A 15,282-nucleotide genomic window follows, 5' to 3' on the forward strand; every position below is an offset into this window, starting at 1 on the left:
GCGGTGTGCCTTTCGGTGAGCGGTGGCGGGCCCCGGCGGGGGCCGTTCCGTAGTCCTCGACGGGTGCCGGGCGGGTGCGGGTGCCCGGTTCGCCGCTCGTCCCTCCCCGGGTGCCCCGGCTCGCCCGGGGCGCCGGGGGGCGCGGTCGGGCTCACGGTTGCGGGTCAGCGCCGGATTCGCACCGGCTTCCCCCGGGGGAGGAGCGGGATGGAGTTGTGCTGCCCGTCGACTCTAACCGCCGGGCCGCGGCGCGCGGGTCGGCCGGGGCGGCGGGGAGCTGGAACAGGTTCCAGTAATCGCCTCCGGTGACCGCCCCGCCGACCGGGGCGGTCAGGGCAGTGCGAGCAGCCGGGCCGCGGTGTGCAGGTCGGCCCGGACCTCGGCGATCGAGGCGCGCCCGGAGAGCCAGGCGACCAGGGCCGAGTGCCAGGTGTGCTCGATCACCCGGACGGCCGCGCGCTGGCCCTCGCTGGGCGGGCCGGACTGCCCGATCGCGTCCAGGATGAGCTGTCCGGTGGCGGCGCTGACCTGGTCCACCTCGGTGCCGACCGAGCGGTCCGCGAAGCTGAGCGCCCGGACCATCGCCTCGGCCAGCAGCGGCTCGCGCTGGAGTGCGTGGAAGGCCCGGGTGAGGGCGTCGGCGACCCGCAGGGCCGGCTCCGGATCGGTCGGCGGGTGCCGCCGGATGTGCTCCTGGAGCCCCTGGAGCTGCTCCAGCATGACCGCGACCAGCAGGTGGACCTTGGACGGGAAGTACCGGTACAGCGTCCCGAGGGCGACCTGGGCGCTCTCCGCGACCTCCCGCATCTGCACCGCCTCGTACCCGCCTCGGGCGGCCAGCGCGGTGGCGGCGCGCAGGATGCGGCGGCGCCGCTCGGCCTGGCGCGCGGACAGCGGCGGCTCGCCCGGTGCGGGGGAGGCGGGGCTCACGGACGTGGTCGGCGACGGCAAGGGTGCTCCCGGGGGCGCGTGGGTGGCGGCGTGCTCCAGAAAGGTCGACCCGAAGTCGACCCGCGGTCGGTCGGGCCCGGCGTGGCGGGAATCACCAGCCCTGGCTCCTGAGCGAAAGCTACGGGCCGGTATCTTCGAGGTCTCTCATTGTTCACACGGTCGATGACGAGTTCCACAGCCACTGAAACCTGATCTACTTTAGCGACCGGTGCCACCGTTGGGCGCCGCTCGCACCGATAGCAGCCAGAGATGAGGGCCGAGGATGACCGCGCAGCCGCTGCGGATTGCCCTGCTGTCATACCGCGGGGACCGGTTCTGCGGCGGTCAGGGCGTGTACGTACGGCACCTCTCCCGGGAGCTGGCGCGGCTCGGCCACCACGTGGACGTGATCGGCGCCCAGCCCTACCCCGTGCTGGACGAGGTCGAGGGCCCCGGCTCGGTCCGCCTGGTCGAGCTGCCCAGCCTGGACCTCTACCGCGCCGACGACCCCTTCCGCACCCCCGCCCGCGGTGAGTTCCGCGGCCCGGTGGACGTGCTGGAGTTCGCCACCATGCGCACCGGCGGCTTCCCCGAACCGCTCACCTTCTCGCTGCGCGCCCGGCAGTACCTGGCCCGGCACAAGGGCCGCTACGACGTGGTGCACGACAACCAGACCCTCGGCTACGGCCTGCTCGGCCTGGCCCGGCACGGCTTCCCGCTGGTCACCACGATCCACCACCCGATCACCGTGGACCGGCAGTTGGAGCTGGACGCGGCCACCACCCGGGGCAAGCGGCTGTCGCTGCGCCGCTGGTACGCCTTCACCCGGATGCAGCGCCGGGTCGCGGCCCGACTGGACCACGTGATCACCGTCTCCGGCACCTCGCAGCGCGAGATCGCCGAGCACCTGGGCGCCGCCCCCGGCGCGATCTCGGTGGTGCCGATCGGCGCCGACACCCGGCTCTGGTCGCCCTCGGCGCGGATCGAGCGGGTCCCGGGCCGGATCGTCACCACCTCCAGCGCGGACGTGCCGCTCAAGGGCCTGGTGTTCCTGGTCGAGGCGCTGGCCAAGGTCCGCACCGAGCGGGACGCCCACCTGGTGGTGGTCGGCAAGCCGCAGAAGGAGGACGGGCCGGTGGCCGAGGCGGTGCGCCGCTTCGGGCTGGCGGAGCACATCGAGTTCCGCACCGGGCTGAGCGACCGGGAGCTGGTCGACCTGTACCGCTCGGCCGAGGTCGCCTGCGTCCCGTCGCTGTACGAGGGCTTCTCGCTGCCCGCCGCCGAGGCGATGGCCACCGGCACCCCGCTGGTGGCGACCACCGGCGGGGCGATCCCCGAGGTGGCCGGGCCGGACGGCGGGACCAGCCTGGCGGTGCCGCCGGGGGACGCGGGCGCCCTGGCCGCCGCGCTCGGCCGGCTGCTGGACGACCCGGAGCTGCGCGCCGAGCTCGGCGCGGCCGGCCGGGAGCGGGTGCTGGCCCGGTTCACCTGGGAGCGGGCCGCCGAGCTGACCGCCGAGGCCTACCGCGCGGCGATCGCCACCGGCGTCGGCGCCCGGGCCCGCTCCGGACCGGGCTGGCGGTACGTGCCCTGAGGGGCGGGCTCGTGAGCGAGCCGCTCCGGGCGTTGAGGCGAGTGTGACCTGACGAAGCATCAAGAACGCTTGGTGGCAATAGAAATGGGAGCCCTGCAGTGCTGACCGTCGATTTCTCGCGCTTCCCGCTCGCCCCCGGCGACCGGGTGCTCGACCTGGGCTGCGGCGGGGGCCGGCACGCGTTCGAGTGCTACCGCCGCGGCGCCAACGTGATCGCCCTCGACCAGAACGCCGAGGAGATCGCCGAGGTCAAGAAGTGGTTCGCGGCGATGGAGCTGGCCGGCGAGGCCCCGGAGGGCGCGTCGGCGGTCGCGATGGAGGGCAACGCGCTGGCGCTGCCGTTCGAGGACGACTACTTCGACAAGATCATCATCTCCGAGGTGATGGAGCACATACCCGATGACAAGGGCGTGCTCAACGAGATGTTCCGGGTCCTCAAGCCGGGCGGCCTGATCGCCGTCACCGTGCCGCGCTGGCTGCCGGAGAAGATCTGCTGGGCGCTGTCCGACGATTACCACGAGGTCGAGGGCGGCCACATCCGGATCTACCGGGGCGACGAACTCCTCGGCAAGCTCAAGGACGCCGGCCTGGAGCCGTACGGCACCCACCACGCGCACGCCCTGCACTCGCCGTACTGGTGGATCAAGTGCGCGGTCGGCGTGGACAACGACAAGGCGCTGCCGGTCAAGGCCTACCACCAGCTGCTGGTCTGGGACATCGTCGGCACCCCGGTGATCAGCTCGATCACCAAGGCCGCCGAGAAGGCGCTCAACCCGCTCATCGGCAAGAGCTTCGTCGCCTACGCCGCCAAGCCGAACAAGGTCGAGCGCGCGCCGGGCGGGGCGGAGTGACCGCCGCCGTCCCCGAGGTGCTGCTGCTCGACGGGGTGCTGGACGCCGAGCAGGCGGCCGACACCGTGCGCAGCATCCTGGCCGAGCAGCGCCCCGACGGCGCCATCCCCTGGTTCGCGGGCCACCACCTCGACCCCTGGGACCACACCGAGGCCGCGATGGCCCTGGACACCGCCGGGGAGCACGCCGCCGCCGAGGCCGCCTACCGCTGGCTCGCCTCCCGGCAGAACCCCGACGGCTCCTGGTACGCCGCGTACACCGACGGCACGGTCACCGACCGGGCCAAGGAGAGCAACTTCTGCGCGTACATCGCGGTCGGGGTCTGGCACCACCACCTCAGCACCGGCGACGACGCCTTCCTGGAGTGGATCTGGCCGGTGGTCCGGCGGGCGCTGGACTTCATCGTCGGCCTGCGGCTGCCCGGCGGCCCGATCGCCTGGCGGGTCGGCGAGGACGGCGCGGCCACCGGGGAGGCGCTGCTGACCGGCTCGTCCAGCATCCTGCACGCGCTGCGCTGCGGGCTGGCCGTCGCCGACTACCTGGAGGAGCCGCAGCCCGACTGGGAGCTCGCGGCCGGCCGGCTGCGGCACGCCATCGCCCACCACCCCGAGCGGTTCCTCGACAAGGACCGCTACTCGATGGACTGGTACTACCCGGTGCTCGGCACCGGCCTGCGCGGCGACGCGGCGGTGGCGCGGATCGAGCGGGACTGGGAGCGCTTCGTCGTCCCCGGCCTCGGCGTGCGCTGCGTCAGCGACCGCCCGTGGGTGACCGGCGGCGAGAGCGCCGAACTGGCGCTCGCGCTCTGGGCGATCGGCCAGTCCGACCGCGCGGTGGACATCCTGCGCTGGATCCAGCGGCACCTGCGGCACGAGGACGGCTCGTACTGGACCGGGTACGTCTTCGAGGACGACGCGATCTGGCCCGAGGAGCGCACCACCTGGACGGCCGGGGCGCTGCTGCTCGCGGTCGCCGCGCTCGGCGGGGACCCGGCGACCGTCGCGGTCTTCGGCGGGGACCAGCTGCCCGCCGGGCTGGTGGTCCAGGACTGCTGCTGAGGGCCTCCCGGCCCCCGGGAACACGGAAGGGGCGGGACCGGTGATCCGGTCCCGCCCCTTCTCCGTGCCGTCGCGCGGCTCGCGTCCGCGCCGCGGCGTCAGCCGCGCTGGATGCCGGCGGTGTCGGCCAGCACGCCCTGGGTGCCGTCCGGCAGCTGGGCGACCAGGGCCGCGCCGCGCTGCTCGACGGCCAGGTACCAGGTGCCCGGCACGACCTCGCCGACCGGGGCGCCGACCGGGTTGTCCTTCGGGGCCAGCTGGCGCGGGGCCGGGACGGCGAACCAGAAGGGCTGGAAGTCCGCCGCCGGGGCGGCCGGCTGGGGGGCGGCCGGGGTCGGCTGCGGGGCCGGCGCGGCGGCGTCCTGCGGACCGGCCTGCAGCGGCTGGCCCGGCTGCGGCTGGCCGGCGGCCGGGTAGCCGTAGCCACCGGCCGGCTGGGCGCCGAAGGCCGGGTCGTGACCCTGGTTCGGGTAGCCGTACTGGCCCGGGCCGGGCTGGCCGGGGGCACCCGGGTGGCCGGGCTGACCCGGCATCGGGTAGCCGCCCTGGTACGGGACGGCCGGGCGCTCGTTGACCAGCGGGGCCTTGAGCGCCGGCACCAGCGGTGCGGCCGCGGCCGCACCGGCCAGCACGAGCAGCGAGATGAGGCCGAGCCAGGCACCGAAGCCGTGGCTGAGCGTGGTGGCCGACGGGCCCCCGCCGAGCGCCCAGACCGAGGTCCAGAGCGCGGCGACGCTGAACGCGATGCCCCACTGGTCCAGCCGCAGGCCGAGCACCTGGCGGTTGGCCGCGGCGGGGCCCTGGAAGCGCTGCACCAGGATCAGGACGGCCGCGGCGATCCCCAGGAGGTAGATCGACGGCAGGATGGGGAACAGCTGGGTGCTCCACGCGTTCTGCGAGGTGTCCCCGCAGTACCGGCCGCTGCAGTCCACGGTCCAGTAGGGCAGGAAGGAGGCGATGAACAGCAGGACGGCCGCGCCTGCGACGGCGGCGTCTCCCCTGGTGAGAGCGCGCAGATTCACTTACGTTCCCCTCGTTGACGTGTCGTGGACGGTGCTTCGTGCGGTCGGTCCGACCGGCCGAAACTCCCGAACGGACCAGAAGCCTAGGCCCAACCGTCCCACCGGTGCACGGCGGGACCGGGAACGGGTCGAAGTCGTTGCAAACCGTGCCGACTCGGCGGGTGTCCGCCGGTCGGCCCGCTTCACCCCAACTCCCTTGCCCGGTCCGGTCAGTGGGTGGTCAGGAAGGCGCCCAGTGCGTCGGCGATCCCCTGGGCGGCCTGCTGCCGCCACTGAGGGTCCGTCATCCGTCGGGCGTCCGCGGAGTTGCGCATGTTACCGCACTCGATGAACACCTTGGGAACCGCGGAGAGGTTGAGGCCGCCCAGGTCGGAGCGGGTGTCCAGGCCGTCCTTGGCGATGTAGTCGGCGTACGGCTCGCCGGTCGCGGCGTGGAAGCGGTCGCGCAGCAGCAGGCCCAGCCGGTGCGAGGGTTCGACGATCGCGGAGTTGTCCGCCGTACCGGCGACCACTTTGGCGGGCAGGATCACGTGGAAGCCGCTGCCGCTCGCCGGCGCGCCGTCGCCGTGCACCGACAGCGCGACGTCCGCGTGGGCGTCGGCGCCCGCCCTGGCGCGCTCGTCGACGCACGGGCCCCACGGGCGGTCGCCGTCCTGCACCATGACGACCTTGGCGCCCCGGGCGGTGAGCAGGGCGCGGGCCCGGCGGGTGACGTCCAGGGTGTAGTCGGCCTCGGTGTAGCCCGCGTTGGTCTCGGTGCCGGTGGTGTCGCACTCCTTGTGGCCGTTGCCGACGTCCACCTGACGGTTGATCTCGGTGGGGTGGGAGAAGTTGCCGGGGTTGTGGCCGGGGTCGAGCACCACGGTGCGGCCGGCCAGGTCGCCGCCGCCGGCCGGGGCCTGCGGGGTGGCGGCGGGCGTCGGCGTACCGGTGGGCGCGCCGGGCGTCGTGCCCGCCGTCGGGCTCGTTGCCGTGCCCGTCGCCGTGCCCGTCGCCGTGCCCGTCGTCGGCTCCGTCGTCGCGCCCGTCGTCGGGTCCGGGGACGGGTCGGTCGGGGTGGCGCCGGTCGGCGGCGCGGCCGGTTGCGCGGCGGCCGTGGCGGCCGCCGGGCCGGAGCCGTCCAGGGCCTGCCAGCCGAACCAGCCCGCCGTGCAGAGCGGAACGACCACCGCCACCGCGGTGGCGGTGCGCAGCAGGACGGAACGGCGGGGGGCGGGGGAGGTCGGGCCGGTCACGGGCGGTTCAGATCCTGTCCGAGGTGGGCGGGGTGAGACCGTAGGCGTCCGCGATCGGCTTCCACTTGGTCAGGAAGTCGTTCTTCGCCTGGGTCGCCTGCGGGTTGAGCTCGTCCGCGTGCTTCTTGTCCGGCGTGCTCGGCGCGTTGCCGGAGCAGCCCTGCTTGGCCACGGCGCGCGCCCAGGCCGCGTACGCCTTGTCGATGTCGGCGGACAGCTGCCAGGCGGACTTCAACGAGTTCACCGCGTCCGCGCCGCCCGGGACGTCCGTGACGCTCAGCTTGGCGAGCTTGCCCAGCAGCCCCTGGCGCTGGCCGGCCCCGCTGTCGAAGACCTGCGCCGCGCTCTCGATGTCGGCCTTCGACGGGCAGCTGCTGACCTTGGCGACGGCGTTGCCGATCTGCGTCCTGGCGTTGCCGCCCTCGGTGAGCAGTCCGTCCAGCGCCTGGGCCTGGGCCTTGGCGTTGGGGCCGGCCGTGGTCGCGGACGGGGCCGGCGTGTCGGAGGGCGTGGCCGTGCCGCCGGGTGCGGCGTCCGTGCCGGTGGGCGCCGGGGCGGGCGGCGGGTTGCCGGCGCCGGTCGCGGCGCCGGCCGGCGGGGTGGGCGCGGCCTGGCCGCCCTTGTCACCGCCCTGGGTCGCGTACAGCAGGCCGCCGCCGACCGCCAGCACCAGCAGCACCGCGAAGCCGATCAGCAGCGGGGCCCGGCGGTTGCCCGGGCGGTCCCCGTCGTCCTCGTGGTCGGGCGGGAGAGCGGCCGGGTGGTCCGGCCGGGCCGGGTACGGCGGGGTGCCGTACGGGGCCTGCGGGGTCTGCGGGGCCTGCGGGTAGGGCGGCGGCGGGTACCCGTACCCGCCCTGCTGGTCCGTGGCCTGCTGGTACGGGTTGCCGGCCGGGGGCGGCGGCGGGTAGACGTACCCGGGGCCGGGGAGCGGCCCGCCCTGGGTGCCGCGGTCCTGCGGGGTCGCGTGCGAGGGGAACGGCGCGGCCGCGGGCGGGGCGCCCGGCGCCGGGGCGATCCGGGGGAGGGCGGCGGTGGGCGCGCCGGGGCCCGGGGGCGGGGTCGGCGGGGTGGCCGGGCCCGACATGTCCGGCGCCGGGCCGAAGCCCGGGGCGGTGGACAGGTACGGGCGGCCGCCCAGCGGCGGGTCCTGGTCCTCGGCCGCGCCCGGGGCGGGGGCGGCGGGCGGTGCGGCGGGGTCGGTCCCGGCGTCCGGGCGCTGCGGATTGCGGACCCAGCCGCCCGCGCCGCCGCGCGCGGTCGGGTCCCAGACCGCCGGAGCGGTGTTGTGCTGGTCCGTCATGTGCCGCTGGCCCCCACCGTCCGCCGATGCTCTGCCTGGTGCTGCCGCCCGTGCCGCAGCTGCCTGGTGCTGCGCGGACACCGTACCGTTCGAACCCCCGCCCGACAGCCCAGGCACGACGTTAGAGCATCGGGGCGGGGCCGCGCGGGGTATCTCGCGGGGCGGTCGGGGCGGGGGCCGGCGTGCGGGGCGGTCGGTTTCCCGGTGTGCGGGAGCCTAGGCGGCGGCCCGGCGCAGGACGCGCAGCGAACCGGTCACCGAGACCTCCTCGAAGCCCTCGGCCAGCGCCCGCAGGTAGACCCGGTACGGGGCCTGGCCGCCGTCCGCGGGGTCCGGGAACACGTCGTGCACCACCAGTAGGCCCTCCGGCGCCAGGTGCGGCGCCCAGCCCTCGTAGTCGCCGGTGGCGTGCTCGTCGGTGTGCCCGCCGTCGATGAAGACCAGGGCGAGCGGGCGCCCCCACAGCGCGGCGATCTGCGGCGAGCGGCCGACCAGCGCGACCACGTGCTCCTCCAGCCCCGCCGCGTGCAGGGTGCGGCGGAAGCGGGGCAGGGTGTCCATCCGGCCGACCTCCGGATCCACCAGGGTCGGGTCGTGGTACTCCCAGCCCGGCTGCTGCTCCTCCGAGCCGCGGTGGTGGTCCACGGTCAGTGCGACCGTCCCGGCCTCCCGGGCCGCGGCGGCCAGCAGGACCGCCGAGCGGCCGCAGTAGGTGCCGATCTCCAGCACCGGCAGCCCGGTGCGCCGGGCCGCCGCCACCGCCGCCTCGTAGAGCGCGAGGCCCTCGTCCACCGGCATGAACCCGGTGGCCGTCTCGAACGCCGCCAGCACCTCCGGCGCCGGGCGGGCGCCCTCCAGCAGGTCGGACATGCGGTGCTCCTCGGGTCGGGGCGGCGGACGGACGTGCTCGGACCCTACTCGACGGTAGCGGGGCGGCCGCCGGGAGGTCGGCCGGTCCCCTCGGCGGTGTGCCGTCGGCCGAGGCCGCAGCCGTAGCCGTAGCCGTAGCCGGCTCGTTGGCCGGTGTCGTCAGCCGGCCAGGAACCCGGTGGCGATCCGGGCACGGTACGGGGCCAGCTCGACGGCGATCGTCGCGGCCTCGGCGGCCGAGGCGGTGAGCACGGCGATCATGATGGCGGGCCGGATCGCCGCTGTGCAGAGGGCTTGTTCGTACTGTGATCACTCCGCCGGGCCGCAGTCCCCGCGCCGTTCTGGAACGCGTTCTAGTCCGTGCCCGGCGGCCGTGCCAGAATCGCCCCGACCCTTGACCCGATGACCCGAGGCACACCGGGAGCAGCCCATGCGCGCAGCCGTCCTGCACAAGACCGGCCAGGACACCCTCGACGTCCGCGAGGACGTCACGGCGCTCGGCTTCGGACCGGGCACCGTACGGGTCCGGATGCGCGCCGCCAGCCTGTGCCACTCGGACCTCTCCGCGATGAGCGGCGTCCTGCCGCAGCCCGCGCCCTTCGTCCCCGGGCACGAGGGCGCCGGGGACGTCGTCGAGGTCGGCGAGGGCGTCACCGGCGTCGCCCCCGGCGACCGCGTGGTGCTCTGCTGGATGGCCCCCTGCGGACGCTGCGCCCACTGCGAGCACGGCCGCGGCCACCTCTGCATCGCCAGCCTGCGGCGGCTCGGCGCCCCCGGCTTCCGGCTCGCCGACGACGGCACCGAGGCCTCCGGCTTCTACGGCACCGGCGCCTTCGCCGAGGAGGTGGTGGTCGCCGCCGACGCGGTGATCAAGGTGCCCGCCGACCTGCCGTACGAAGCCGCCGCCCTGATCGGCTGCGGCGTGACCACCGGCATCGGTGCCGCCGTCAACACCGCCCGGGTCGAGCCCGGTTCCTCGGTCGCGGTGATCGGCGCGGGCGGCGTCGGCGTGGCCACCGTCCAGGGCGCCCGGGTCTGCGGTGCCGCCCGGATCACCGTGGTCGACCCGGTCGCCTCGCGCCGCGAACGGGCCCTCGCCTTCGGCGCCACCGAGGCCATCGCGCCCGAGGAACTCAAGGCGTTCGCCAAGGGGTTGCCCGGCGGCGGCTTCGACCACGTCTTCGAGGCCGTCGGCCGCGCGGCCACCGTCCGGGCCGGCTACGACGCGGCCCGGCGCGGCGGCGCCGTCGTCGTCATCGGCGCGGGCGCGCAGGACGACCTCGCCCAGTTCACCATGGGGGAACTGTTCTTCAACGAGAAGCGGCTGCTGCCCTCGCTGTACGGCGGGGCGCCGGTCGCCCGCACGATCGCCCTGGTCGTGGACCTCTGGCGGGCCGGGCGGATCGACCTCGACGGGATGATCACCCACCGGGTCGGGCTGGCCGAGGTGAACCGGGCGATCGAGCAGATGCGCAGCGGTGAGGCGCTGCGGACGGTGATCTCGCTGGACTCCTGACGCCCCGCCCCACAGTGCGATGGGGGGAGTGGAGGCGGGGTGACGTGCGAGGGCCCGCCGGGAAGTCTCCTCGGCGGGCCCTCGCGGGGTGTGTCGGCGTGTTCGGCGGATCAGCTCCAGGCGCCGGCAGCGCGGTGGCGGCCGTGCGGGTCCGCCCCGGGGGTGTCGTCGTCGGCCGAGCCGCCGCGGTGGCGGCCGTGCGACGCGGTGTCCTCGGCCGTCTTCTCGTCGGCGTCGGTCCCGTTGACCGCAGGGCCGGTGGTGTCGGTGAGGGTGTCGGACATGAGAAATCGTCTTCCGTGCGAGGGTGCAGGTCATCGGCGCCCGCCCGATGCCTGCGGCACACGGTCGGGTCCCCGATCGGGCGCTCGGAACGCGCCCACAGCCGGTGATCGCGGCCCGTGCCCCGGTCACCATAACGGCCGGGACGGACGAGATCCTATCGACCTCATGGGGCGAGTCCCGCCCCGCCTGCGGCCCCGGGAGTCACCCTGGAAGAACCCAGCCAGTGGCCGACGAGCTCGCGGTAGAACGGCGACAGCACCTGGAGGTCGCCGTGCCGGGCCAGCAGTCCGCGACCGCCGTCCAGCAGCAGCACCCGGTCCGCCCGCAGCGCCGAACTGATCCGGTGCGCGACCACCACCAGCGTCCCCGGCCGCGCGGCGAACGCCCGCTCCACCCGCTCCTCCGCGGCCGCCTCCAGATGACAGGTCGCCTCGTCCAGCACCACCACCGGCGCGTCCGCCAGGTACGTCCGCACCAGCGCCAGCAACTGGCGCTCACCGGAGGACAGTTCACCCGGATCGCGCAGCGCGCCGGCCAACCCGCCCAACCGCGCCACCAGCCCGTCCGCCCCCAGCCGCCCGACGGCCTCCGCGACCTCCCGTCCGGACGCGCCCGGGGCGAGCCAGGTCAGGTTCTCCCGCACCGACCCCGGGAACACGTACGCCTCCTGCGGCAGCAGCGCCACCCCGCGCGGGCCGCCACCGACCACCACCGCCCCCGCCGTCGGCGCCACCAGGCCCGCCAGTAGCCCCGCCAGGGTCGACTTCCCCACCCCGCTCGGCCCCACCACCGCAATGTGCTCCCCGGGGCGGAACTCCGCGTCCACCCCGTCCAGCACGGCCGGAGCGCCCGGCCCGTGGGCGTACCGCACCCCGAGCAGCCGGACCGCGCCGAGCGGCACACCGGGAGTGGGGGCGGGGGTTGGGGCGGGCGCGGGGTTGGACTCGTTGGGCTCGGACTCGGTGGTCGATTCCGCGAGGCGGTCCAGCACCACGCCGAGGTTGAGCAGCCAGCCACCGACCGTGCCCGCCAACGTCCTTACCGCCGGGTCAAGTTGCTGGAGGAGGTAGGTGGCGACGCCGAGCAGCTCGCCCGCCGTCAGCGCGTCGTGCGCCAGCAGCCAGGGCGCCGCCGCCAGGACGGCCAGGACCGGCAGCCGCCCGCCGAGCGCCACCACGAGCGCGCGCAGGGCCGACGCCCGGCCCAGCGCCCGGGAGGCGGCCGCGCTCTCCTGCGCCACCCCGGTCAGCGCCCGGGCGACCGCGTCGGCCGCCCCCGTCGCCTGCACGTCGCGCAGTCCGCGCAACGCCCGCCCGGCCTCGGCGGCGAGCCGCTCCTCGGCCAGGACCGCCGCCCGCCGCCCGGCCGCCAACGGCCGCAGCAGCCGTACGAACAGCAGCCCGGCCACCAGTAGCGGCACCAGCACCAGCGGCAGCACGGCCGGCGCCAGCAGCGCCAGCCCGACCAGGGCGGCGACCAGCGTGACCCCCACCCCGCGCAGCGTGCGGAGCAGCGTCGCGGTCAACTGCCGTACGGACTCCACCTGTTCGGTCAACCGCGCGACGGCGGCCGGATCCGCCCGCGGCCGCGCCAGGGCACCGCGGACCACCCGCTCCACCAGCGCGTCCCGCAGTGGCTCCACCACCCCCGCGAGGTACGGGAACCCGGCCCGCGCCGCGTACGCCCGCACCGCCATCGCCGCCCCGAACCCGCCCAGCCAGGCCACCCCGACCCCCGGCCGCCCGGCCAGGAACCCCTGATCCACGGCGGCCGACACCAACAACCCGGACACCAGCGGCGGCACCGCCTCCACCCCCGACCAGGCGAGCAACCCCACCAGGGCTCCTCGCGTGCCCCGCATCACCCCTACGACCATCCCGACCCCGCGGTGCCGCTGCCTCCACTCCGGGGTGCGCCGACGGCCTCGCCCCCACCCCCGGCCCGCCACCGCGCCCACCTCGGGCACTGGTGCGCCCGTCCCCGGCCGCAGCTCTTCGGCCACCCGCACCCGTGCCCCGCCCCGCGCGGCGAGCCGCGTCAGTGCGGCTCGCGAGGCCCGCATCGGGTGTGCCAGCAGTTCCCTTCCCGACACCCCCGGCCGCGCCGCCCGCCGCCGACCCCCAGATGCCGGCGCCCCCACCGCAGCCTTCGAACTCCCGGCCGCCACCGTGCCCAGCTCAGGTATCGGCGCGCTCGCCCCCGGCCGCGCGAGCGGCGCCGCCGAGGCCCCCGACGGCAGCTCCTCGGCCACCCGCACCCGTGCCTCGCCCCGCGCCGCCCGCAAGGGCCATGCCAGCAGCCGCCACCGTGGTTGACGCCGGCGCTTGGGCGCGTCCGCCTCCCCTCCGGGGCGGGCGGACCGCCAGGTCGATGCGCTCGGCGCCCGTCGGTGGCCTGCTCGGGGTGGCGGTTGCACCGGAAGTCGGCCCCGCCGACTTCCGGTGTCGGGGTTGGCGTCGGTGCTTGTGCGGTTCGAGGTGGGCAATCCCATGGACGTCGATCCAGTCGGCTTTCGGAGAGGACGGGAAGTCGATCGGGTCGACTTCCCGTGCGGTCAGGGCGTTGTGGCTGAGCGGTGTGCGCGAGAAGTCGACCCGGTCGACTTCCGGTGCAGGCGCGGAGGGCGCGGTGGGGCGGTAGGGCGGGGGTGCTGGCTGATCTCCCCGCACCGGAAGTCGATGAGCTCGACTTCCGGTGCGGCTGAGAGGAAGCGTCGAGAGCTCGGCAGGGCAGAGGGTGGCCGGTCCTCCCCCGCACCGGAAGTCGGTCAGGTCGACTTCCCGTGCGTCACGTGGTGGCTGCCTGGAGGGTGGTGGCCGAGAGGGTGGCGCGGTAGTCGGGGTGGGCGAGGAGGTGGGTGTGGGGGGCGAGGGCGCGGAGGCGGCCCCCGTCGAGCCAGGCGACGAGGTCGGCGCGGGCGGCGACGGTCGCGCGGTGGGCGACGACCAGCCGGGTGCGTCCGTGGGTGGCGCGGTCGAGGGCCTCGGTGACCTGGTACTCGGTGGCGAGGTCCAGACCGGAGGTGGCGTCGTCGAGGACGACGACGCGGGTGGGGCGGGCCAGCAGCCGGGCGAGGCCGAGGCGTTGGAGTTCGCCGCCGGAGAGCTGGAGCTCGTCGAGCGGGGTGTCCCAGCCGTGCGGGAGCCGGGCCAGGAAGCCGTCCGCGTACGCGGCCGCAGCTTCGGCCGGGCCCGCTCCGGCGAGGGCCTCGCGGACGGTGCGTCCGACCAGGTCGGGCCGGGCGAAGGCGTAGCCGACGGCGTCCCGCAGGGCGGTGGGGGACAGGGTGTCCACCGGGACGCCGTCGATCAGTACGGTGCCCTCGTCGGGGTCGCGCAGTCGCCCCGGCAGTGCGGCGAGCAGCGACTTCCCGGAGCCGGAGCGCCCGACCAGGGCGACGGTGCGGCCGCCGGGGACGGTGAGGTCGAGTGGGCCGAGCAGGACCCGTTCGCCGTCGCGCACCACCACGCCCCGCAGGGTGACCTCGCCGGGCCCGCCCGCCGGGAGGGCCGCCGGGCCGGCCGGGGCCGGTGCGAGCGCCAGCAGTTCGTCGACCCGGGCCTGCCCGGCGCGCGCGTGGGCGACCCCGACCAGCGACTCCACCTGTTCGAAGAGCCCCGCGCCGAGCGCCGCCCAGCCCGCCGCCGCGGCGAGCGCGCCGGGGGCGAGGGTGCCGTCGGCGAGCAGCGCCCCGGCGGTGGCGAGCACCGTGATCTCGACCAGGGCGATCAGCAGGGTGGCCTGCCAGGCGGTGCGCCGCTGGGCGGCCCAGAGCGCGTGTCCGGCCGCGGAGAGGTCCGGGAGCGGGGCCAGGACCCGGGCGGCTTCGCGGTGTTCGGCGCGCGCCGCGTGGATGCTGCGCAGCCCGGTGAGGGCGCCGCTGAGCCGGGCCGCGAGTTCGGCCTGCACCTCCTGGTAGCGGGCGAACACCGGCCCGGCCCGGCGCAGGAAGAGCCGGATGAGCACCACGCCGGGCACCACGCCCGCGAAGAAGGCGAGTGCCAGCCACGGCGAGAGCGCGGCGAGTCCGAGGATCGCGCCGATCGAGGTGAGCAGCGCGGTGGCCGCGCCGAGTACGGCGGGGAGCCGGCCGCCCGCGTCGGCGGCCGAGCCGAGGAGCCGGGCGGCGAGGTCGCCGGGCGGCGGCCCGCCGTGCAGGCGGCCGCCGGGCCCGAGGGCAAGGAGGTGGCGGAGCAGGCGCCCGCGCAGGGCTGCGGTGGCCTCGGCCGAGCAGGCCGGTCCGGCGGCCGCGGCGTTGGCGGCGGCGGCCGTCAGCAGCAGGAGGGCGGGTGGGGCGAGGGCGGTCCCGGTCCGGTGGGTGAGGGCGGCGTCGACGGCTGTGGCGAGGACGGCGGGCAGGGCGAGGGTGGTGGCGGCCTCGACCGGCAGGGCGATGCCGAGGGCGAGCGTCCATCCGGTGGGTCGTCGTGGCAAGTACGGCCTCCTGTCGGTGAGTTGGACGCGGGCGTGGGAAGGCGGGTATGGGAAGGCGGGTGTGGGAAGGCGGGTGCCGCCCTCGCCTGTCCGGACAGGCGGGGGCGGCACCCCGGGGGCGGTACAGATAAACAGTTTGGGTAGATAAGACAGGGAAAGATAATTATATTATAAACAAAAGAAG

Annotated in this window: 13 protein-coding genes and 1 riboswitch; of the genes, 5 read left to right on the plus strand and 8 right to left on the minus strand. The window is 75.9% G+C overall.

The genetic code is table 11. The features are described from left to right. Positions 1-109: 109 nt before the first annotated feature. Positions 110-191: riboswitch (cobalamin riboswitch) on the minus strand. Positions 192-330: 139 nt separating this feature from the next. Continuing rightward, entirely contained in the window at positions 331-951 is a 621-nt protein-coding gene (locus tag ACFV8H_RS34350) for a TetR family transcriptional regulator (RefSeq protein WP_380407738.1), read from the minus strand. Between the two features lie 262 nt (positions 952-1,213). Between ACFV8H_RS34350 and ACFV8H_RS34355 the strand changes: the two genes are divergently transcribed. The 3 genes from ACFV8H_RS34355 (at position 1,214) to ACFV8H_RS34365 (ending at position 4,433) form a co-directional block, all read left to right on the plus strand. Continuing rightward, the gene (locus tag ACFV8H_RS34355) at positions 1,214-2,524 is read left to right on the plus strand and encodes a glycosyltransferase family 4 protein (protein ID WP_380407740.1); all 1,311 of its coding nucleotides are present in this window, start codon (positions 1,214-1,216) and stop codon (positions 2,522-2,524) included. Positions 2,525-2,622: 98 nt separating this feature from the next. After that, positions 2,623-3,375: a class I SAM-dependent methyltransferase gene (locus ACFV8H_RS34360; RefSeq protein ID WP_380407742.1), complete on the plus strand. Its 753-nt coding sequence runs from the start codon at positions 2,623-2,625 to the stop codon at positions 3,373-3,375. Beyond that, the gene (locus tag ACFV8H_RS34365) at positions 3,372-4,433 is read left to right on the plus strand and encodes a prenyltransferase (protein ID WP_380407744.1); all 1,062 of its coding nucleotides are present in this window, start codon (positions 3,372-3,374) and stop codon (positions 4,431-4,433) included. The genes ACFV8H_RS34360 and ACFV8H_RS34365 overlap by 4 nt, the downstream gene beginning before the upstream one ends. A 98-nt stretch (positions 4,434-4,531) precedes the next feature. Here ACFV8H_RS34365 and ACFV8H_RS34370 read toward each other — a convergent pair whose 3' ends face one another. From ACFV8H_RS34370 to ACFV8H_RS34385, 4 genes are all read right to left on the minus strand, one after another. Then, positions 4,532-5,455 carry a hypothetical protein gene (locus ACFV8H_RS34370; protein ID WP_380407745.1) on the minus strand — a complete coding sequence of 308 codons (924 nt, stop codon included), beginning with the start codon at positions 5,453-5,455 and terminating at the stop codon, positions 4,532-4,534. A gap of 209 nt (positions 5,456-5,664) precedes the next feature. Then, positions 5,665-6,690 (minus strand): N-acetylmuramoyl-L-alanine amidase, encoded by a 1,026-nt coding sequence (locus ACFV8H_RS34375; protein WP_380407747.1) that lies wholly within the window; start codon positions 6,688-6,690, stop codon positions 5,665-5,667. A 7-nt stretch (positions 6,691-6,697) separates the two neighbouring features. Then, positions 6,698-7,993: a hypothetical protein gene (locus ACFV8H_RS34380; RefSeq protein ID WP_380407749.1), complete on the minus strand. Its 1,296-nt coding sequence runs from the start codon at positions 7,991-7,993 to the stop codon at positions 6,698-6,700. 216 nt (positions 7,994-8,209) lie between these two features. Next, positions 8,210-8,863: a class I SAM-dependent methyltransferase gene (locus ACFV8H_RS34385; protein WP_380407751.1), complete on the minus strand. Its 654-nt coding sequence runs from the start codon at positions 8,861-8,863 to the stop codon at positions 8,210-8,212. Positions 8,864-9,293: 430 nt separating this feature from the next. On the opposite strand from ACFV8H_RS34385, the gene ACFV8H_RS34390 reads away from it, so the two are divergent. After that, on the plus strand, positions 9,294-10,379 hold the full coding sequence (locus tag ACFV8H_RS34390; protein WP_380407753.1) for a Zn-dependent alcohol dehydrogenase: 1,086 nt from the start codon (positions 9,294-9,296) through the stop codon (positions 10,377-10,379). A 110-nt stretch (positions 10,380-10,489) separates the two neighbouring features. Here the strand turns inward: ACFV8H_RS34390 and ACFV8H_RS34395 are convergent, their stop codons facing one another. Further along, positions 10,490-10,663 carry a hypothetical protein gene (locus ACFV8H_RS34395; RefSeq protein WP_380407755.1) on the minus strand — a complete coding sequence of 58 codons (174 nt, stop codon included), beginning with the start codon at positions 10,661-10,663 and terminating at the stop codon, positions 10,490-10,492. 164 nt (positions 10,664-10,827) lie between these two features. After that, on the minus strand, positions 10,828-12,501 hold the full coding sequence (locus tag ACFV8H_RS34400) for an ATP-binding cassette domain-containing protein (RefSeq protein WP_380407757.1): 1,674 nt from the start codon (positions 12,499-12,501) through the stop codon (positions 10,828-10,830). A 331-nt stretch (positions 12,502-12,832) separates the two neighbouring features. On the opposite strand from ACFV8H_RS34400, the gene ACFV8H_RS34405 reads away from it, so the two are divergent. Beyond that, on the plus strand, positions 12,833-12,979 hold the full coding sequence (locus ACFV8H_RS34405) for a hypothetical protein (RefSeq protein ID WP_380407759.1): 147 nt from the start codon (positions 12,833-12,835) through the stop codon (positions 12,977-12,979). A 472-nt stretch (positions 12,980-13,451) separates the two neighbouring features. On the opposite strand, the gene ACFV8H_RS34410 is transcribed toward ACFV8H_RS34405, so the two are convergent. Beyond that, positions 13,452-15,098, minus strand: coding sequence for an ATP-binding cassette domain-containing protein (locus ACFV8H_RS34410; protein ID WP_380407761.1), 1,647 nt, complete (start codon positions 15,096-15,098; stop codon positions 13,452-13,454). Positions 15,099-15,282 lie beyond the last annotated feature (184 nt).

Origin of the sequence: Kitasatospora sp. NPDC059827 (assembly GCF_042731675.1) — a bacterium.
GTDB lineage: Bacteria > Actinomycetota > Actinomycetes > Streptomycetales > Streptomycetaceae > Kitasatospora.